The 6,239-nt window shown below is 42.8% G+C and carries 5 protein-coding genes; all 5 read left to right on the top strand.

Annotation, left to right across the window (positions count from 1 at the left end):
- Positions 1 to 1,320 (top strand): GBS Bsp-like repeat-containing protein (locus tag A3GW_RS0109830; RefSeq protein ID WP_018369120.1); only part of this gene is annotated, 1,320 nt, incomplete at its 5' end.
- 1,001 nt (positions 1,321 to 2,321) lie between these two features.
- Positions 2,322 to 4,970 carry a bifunctional acetaldehyde-CoA/alcohol dehydrogenase gene (gene adhE / locus A3GW_RS0109820; RefSeq protein WP_018369118.1) on the top strand — a complete coding sequence of 883 codons (2,649 nt, stop codon included), beginning with the start codon at positions 2,322 to 2,324 and terminating at the stop codon, positions 4,968 to 4,970.
- Positions 4,971 to 5,089: 119 nt separating this feature from the next.
- Entirely contained in the window at positions 5,090 to 5,407 is a 318-nt protein-coding gene (locus A3GW_RS0109815; RefSeq protein ID WP_018369117.1) for a PadR family transcriptional regulator, read from the top strand.
- Complete coding sequence (locus tag A3GW_RS0109810; RefSeq protein ID WP_018369116.1) at positions 5,404 to 5,919, top strand: DUF2812 domain-containing protein; 516 nt, start codon at positions 5,404 to 5,406, stop codon at positions 5,917 to 5,919. Before A3GW_RS0109815 ends, A3GW_RS0109810 begins: the two co-directional genes overlap by 4 nt.
- Positions 5,920 to 5,922: 3 nt before the next feature.
- Entirely contained in the window at positions 5,923 to 6,168 is a 246-nt protein-coding gene (locus A3GW_RS0109805; protein ID WP_018369115.1) for a hypothetical protein, read from the top strand.
- Positions 6,169 to 6,239: the final 71 nt, after the last annotated feature.

Raw genomic sequence — 6,239 nt, 5'->3', positions numbered from 1 at the left:
GACGAGTATAAAACCAACTTTACCATCAAGGTCACAGGCACACCTGACACCAAGCAGATTGCCCATGTGCGCGCTGCGGTNTGGTCGGCAGACAAGGGACAAGATGACCTCAAATGGTACGAGCCTAAAGTCGTTAACAACCAGGCTCAAGTTAAGATTCATATTTCTAATCATTCCAATACATCGGATAATTATCATGTTCATGTCTACACTACCTATGAGGACAAAACAACTGTCGGTAGCAATTTAGGAACCTATAAAATTACACGCCCTCAAGGTGAACGAGCTAATGTTGAAGTTGTGGATCATGAAGAAGGCAAAAAAGATTTTCGAGTTCAGGTCACAGGGACTCATGGTGGCAGTAAAATCCAGCATGTCCGCGTCGCTGTGTGGTCGTCAGACAAGGGACAAGATGATTTGAAATGGTATGAGCCTAAGGTTTTTAATAATCAGGCAAGTGTTAAGGTTAACAAAGAAAATCATTCCAATACCTCAGATGACTACCACGTCCATGTCTATACGACCTATGAAGACAAAGTGACTATTGGGACAGACCTCGGTAAGATTAAATTATCATCAGCTAGCGGGAGTTACAAGGAAAAAAACCAACAATTTGCAGGTAAATTATTTAATGTAATTGGTGACTATGTAGCAAACGAGCATATGTTATCGCCTCTCGTTTCAGCAATTAAACATATCGAAGATAAGGGGTATCAAGTTGGTTTCAAACTTTCTGATGTTCGTACAAATAAAGGAATTGAGTATAATGCCAATAAACGCTTCTATAGTGCGAGCACCATTAAAGCACCATTTCTAGTCAGCTTAGCAGAGCAATATCCTGAGAAAATTGCAGAGCACCGTACAGTTATGGAGGCTGTTGCTAAGCAATCGAGCAATAGTGGCTATGCTCAATTGCACGAGAACTATGGTCAAGCGGTTATACATCACTGGGCTGATCAATCAGGTATTAGTCGTGATCGCATTAGTCGCCGATATCCAGATTTAACTCCAAAAGAACTCCATGCTCTTTGGGAAAGCAACTATGAGTACATCCAAGAGGGGGCTCATGGTAAACAGATTGGTGCTATGTTTGAGACACCAAATCTATCACCGATTAAGTCTGTTTTAGGACAAACTTATAAAACCCAGAGCAAGGCGGGATGGATTGGAGACTTGGACTATCAAGCAGCTAATGATGCGGGCATCATCTATACAACAAAAGGTGATTACATTGTCTCCATCATGTCTAATAGTTATGGTAATTTAGGACTTTTGAACCCATTAGTTAAATCCTTAGATCAATTCCATCAAAAGCTATAGTTCATTTTATTGCGATTTATCACAGTCTTAACTCAGATGAAACTTGGTCGCTGCTCTCTTCATCCTGCTTTTGATCTTTACTTCTCAGTTCATAACTAATTTTCCAAACAGAAAATTTGTCATAAAAAAGAGTAATGACGGGAAATTTTAGAAGGCTACAATCGCTTCGAGTTATCACAACAGCGAAACTTCAATAAAGTAAACTAAGTAACTAATCTATCTTTTAAATTTTTGTTCTACACCGTAAGGCATAAATAAGCATAATATCCTAGAGGGAATCAAAAAACGATTAGATTTATAGGCTTAGCAGACAAAATAAAGAAATTGTGATAAAAAATTTGAAAATAGCAGTTCTACCACTCCTTGATGACCTGGTCAAGAAGTAGATGACATAAAATTTTAGTGATAATGTCAACTGATTTGAATGATGGTTACTAGGAAATTAAGCTCTTTATTAACTGTATTAGACTGATTGCACCTAAGCCTGAGAGAGGATAAATTTTATCCTCTCTTATTTTATGTTTATGGCTAGAAACCATAAAAAGTACACCAAAGTTATTTTTTTGACCTAATTTTAGGTGTGCAGTCCATAATTCCTAAGATGGATTCACCCACTATAGCCTTGGTCTTACGAGCTTTAAACCTTAAAAAAAGTAACGATAAGGATTAAACCTGTCCAGCAACAGGGAAATCCTTATCGTTTTTTCTGTGCTTCGGAGAATAAGAGTTTGCTAGGCAGGAGTTGCTTGAGAACATTCAAAAACTGGGTAGTAATGATTAGATAATTTATTGACTTGATATAAAAACTTGATTTTTTTAAAGGAACGGTGTAAACTATACCAGTAAGCGTTTTCTTGTTTAAAATAAAAAACCTGTTAACTTTTGTTAAAAAAATCACAAAAAGGGGTTTACAAATGAATGGGAAAGTTGTATAATGAACATGTAAAACAAATGTGAAAAAATTAACAAGAAAAATCTTGTTAAACAGAGGAGGAAAACCCATGGCTGAAAAATCAGTTAAACCAGAAGACAAAACACTTAAAGCTCAAGCTCACGTGGATGAGTTGGTGCAAAAAGGTCTTGTTGCGCTCGATGCTTTCCGTCAACTGAACCAAGAACAGGTTGACTACATTGTGGCAAAAGCATCTGTTGCTGCCCTTGATGCGCACGGTATCTTGGCACAGCATGCTTACGAAGAAACAGGACGTGGTGTTTTTGAAGATAAGGCCACCAAAAACCTCTTTGCCTGTGAGCACGTGGTCAACAATATGCGTGGTGTGAAAACTGTTGGAGTTATCTCAGATGATCCAATCACAGGTATCACACAAATCGCTGAGCCAGTTGGTGTAGTCTGCGGTGTTACCCCAACAACCAACCCGACCTCAACCACTATCTTCAAATCTCTGATTGCCCTGAAAACCCGTAACCCAATCGTCTTTGGTTTCCACCCATCAGCTCAAGAATCATCAGCTCATGCAGCGCAAATCGTGCGTGATGCAGCGATTGCAGCAGGTGCTCCTGAAAACTGTATTCAATGGATTACTGAGCCTTCTATGGAGGCAACAGCAGCTCTGATGAACCACGACGGTATCGCAACCATCCTTGCGACAGGTGGTAACGCCATGGTGCGTGCAGCCTACTCATGTGGTAAACCAGCGCTCGGTGTTGGTGCAGGTAACGTCCCAGCTTATGTAGAAAAATCTGCAGACATCAAGCAAGCGGTACATGACATCGTGATGTCTAAGTCCTTTGATAATGGGATGGTTTGTGCGTCTGAGCAAGCTGTTATTATCGATAAAGAGATCTACGATGACTTCGTGGACGAATTCAAATCTTACCACACCTACTTTGTCAACAAGAAAGAAAAAGCCCTCCTTGAAGAGTTCTGCTTCGGCGTGAAAGCCAACAGCAAAAACTGTGCAGGTGCTAAGCTCAATGCGGACATCGTTGGTAAACCAGCAGCATGGATTGCAGAGCAAGCAGGCTTCAAAGTACCAGAAGGTACCAACATCTTAGCGGCAGAATGTGCTGAAGTTGGTGAAAACGAACCGCTAACTCGTGAAAAACTCTCTCCAGTTATCGCTGTTTTGAAAGCAGAGGACACCGAAGATGGTCTTGAAAAAGCCCGTCAAATGGTCGAATTCCATGGTCTTGGTCACTCTGCGGCGATCCATACTAAAGACGAAGCTCTTGCCAAAGAATTTGGTACCCGTGTGCGTGCCATGCGTGTTATCTGGAACTCTCCATCAACTTTCGGTGGTATCGGGGACGTTTACAACGCCTTTATTCCATCATTGACCCTTGGTTGTGGTTCTTACGGTCGCAACTCAGTTGGTGACAACGTGAGTGCTGTCAACCTCCTCAACATCAAGAAAGTCGGAAAAAGGAGAAACAACATGCAATGGTTCAAAGTACCTTCTAAGATTTACTTCGAGCGCAATTCTATTCAATACCTGCAAACTGCAGAAGGTCTTGAGCGTGTCATGATTGTGACAGACAAGTCCATCGAAAAACTAGGGTTTGTGCAACGTGTGATTGACCAGCTCAACCTGCGTTCTAACAAAGTGACGGTTCAAGTCTTCTCAGATGTTGAGCCAGATCCAGACATCACCACTGTTCGTCGTGGTGCCGAAGTGATGCGTGCCTTTGAGCCAGATACCATTATCGCTTTAGGTGGTGGTTCTCCAATGGACGCTGCGAAAATCATGTGGCTCTTCTACGAGCAACCAGAAGTGGACTTCCGTGATTTGGTTCAAAAATTCATGGACATCCGTAAACGTGCTTTCCGCTTCCCATCATTGGGTGCAAAAGCTAAGTACATCGGTATCCCAACCACATCTGGTACGGGTTCAGAAGTAACGCCATTTGCGGTTGTGTCTGACAAGGCCAATAACCGCAAGTACCCATTGGCGGATTACTCATTGACACCAACTATTGCCATTGTGGATCCAGCTCTTGTAGAGACTGTGCCAGGATTTATCGCGGCAGATACCGGTATGGACGTCTTGACCCACGCGACAGAAGCTTATACCTCAAACTTTGCTAACGACTACACAGATGGTCTCGCTCTTCAAGCCATCAAGTTAGTCTTTGAATACCTTGAAAAATCAGTCAATGATTTTGACAGCGAAGCGCGCGAGAAAATGCACAATGCTTCTACCATGGCTGGTATGGCCTTTGCCAACGCCTTCCTCGGTATGAGCCACTCTATGGCGCACAAGATTGGCGGACGCTTCCACACTGTACACGGTCGGACAAACGCCATTCTCTTGCCATACGTCATCCGCTACAATGGTACTCGCCCATCTAAGACGACAACATGGCCGAAGTACAACTACTGGAAGGCTGATGTGAAATTCCAAGAAATCGCTCGTATGCTTGGTTTGCCATGCGCTACACCAGAAGAAGCGGTTGAGGCTTATGCTAAGGCTGTGTATGACCTCGGTGTGCGTGTCGGTATCAAGATGAACCTGCGTGACCAAGGTGTCGACGAGAAAGAACTCAAGAAATACTCTCGTGAATTGGCTCTTCTGGCTTACGAAGACCAATGTTCACCAGCTAACCCACGCTTGCCAATGGTTGACCACATGCAAGAAATCATCGAAGATGCCTACTACGGCTACGCAGAACGCCCAGGACGTCGGAAATAAGAAAAATAAAAGGAAAAGCAATCAGGTAAACTGATTGCTTTTTTCTTGACAAGACTATCGCACTGCGATATAATCAATGTATAACGAACCTCGATATATCGAGAGACGAAAGGAGTGCTATGCAGGAGAAGATTAAGCGGGTCTACATTCCCATGACCGAATCAGCCTTCTATATCCTCTTTGCCTTACAAGAGGAGCGGCACGGGTATGAGATTACCCAGCGGACCAAGGAGCTAACTGCTGGACAGGTCGTCATCAGCCCTGGTACCATGTACGGTACCTTATCCAAGATGGAAAAGGATGGCTTGATTGGTTTTGTAAGAGAAGTCGACAAGCGAAAGCTTTATCAGATTACAGACTTGGGCAAAGAAGTCCTAACGATTGAACTCGCTCGGATTGAGCGTTTGTATAAAACCAGTAGAGGAGAAAGCCTATGAGCACCAAAACAGCATTAAAATTCTTTTTTATCACGGATTTTGAGGAAGAAGCCGCTTACCTTGCGGCCATGCACCGGAAAGGCTGGAAGTTGACCAAGATTAGCTTTGACTGCCTCTTTCATTTTGAAGCAACTGCACCTGAAGAGGTGGTCTACCAGCTTGACTTTAAGGACAATGGCAGAGCAGATCAGGAGAGTTACTACCAACTCTATCAAGACTACGGCTGGGAACCTGTGACCACCTGTAACAGCTTTGAAATTTTTAGAAAACCTGCCAGCCAAGTGGAAAATGATGACATTTTCAGCGACGTGATGAGTCGCTGGGACATGATTGGTCAGATTTTTAAGAGGCGTTTTCTGGTTCTAGTCATGACCGTGATAATCCTATTGGGTCTGGGGCTTTGGTTTAGGCAAATCGGATTTGTGCTGATGGTCGCTCTGATAGATGTACCGATCGCTCTCTATGTCGCTTATCGATTCTACCGATTAAAAAGGAAATATGGAGGTATGTGAGATGTGTCAGAAAAACAAACAGAAACAGGAGACAGTCCTTCCAGTGTTCCAATTAAATGTAGCAACTTTTTTGAGTTTTACCCTGCCTCGCACCAATCTGGTAGCCACTACCTTATCTGGCTGGGGGGTCAATCTTCTGGCTCTGGTTCAGCTAGTCTTGATGTCACTTTTAGTGATGCGATTCTTCAGACAAAAGAAGTCTTCTCGGTCTTAAGACTGAAATTAGCACTCTTGGCAAAAGAGTGCTAATTTTTTCTTGACAAGGAGAGAGGATGGTGTATAATAGGAGTATAAGATTTAGCACTCGATACTTTAGAGTG

Source organism: Streptococcus entericus DSM 14446, assembly GCF_000380025.1.
Classification (GTDB): domain Bacteria; phylum Bacillota; class Bacilli; order Lactobacillales; family Streptococcaceae; genus Streptococcus; species Streptococcus entericus.
The sequence above is the reverse complement of the archived record's forward strand: the minus strand, read 5'-3'. Positions and strand labels throughout refer to the sequence as shown.

Excerpts from the sequence above, each read along its gene's own strand:
- adhE (WP_018369118.1), top strand. The coding sequence starts at position 2,322 with ATGGCTGAAAAATCAGTTAAACCAGAAGACAAAACACTTAAAGCTCAA.
- A3GW_RS0109815 (WP_018369117.1), top strand. The coding sequence starts at position 5,090 with ATGCAGGAGAAGATTAAGCGGGTCTACATTCCCATGACCGAATCAGCC.
- A3GW_RS0109810 (WP_018369116.1), top strand. The coding sequence starts at position 5,404 with ATGAGCACCAAAACAGCATTAAAATTCTTTTTTATCACGGATTTTGAG.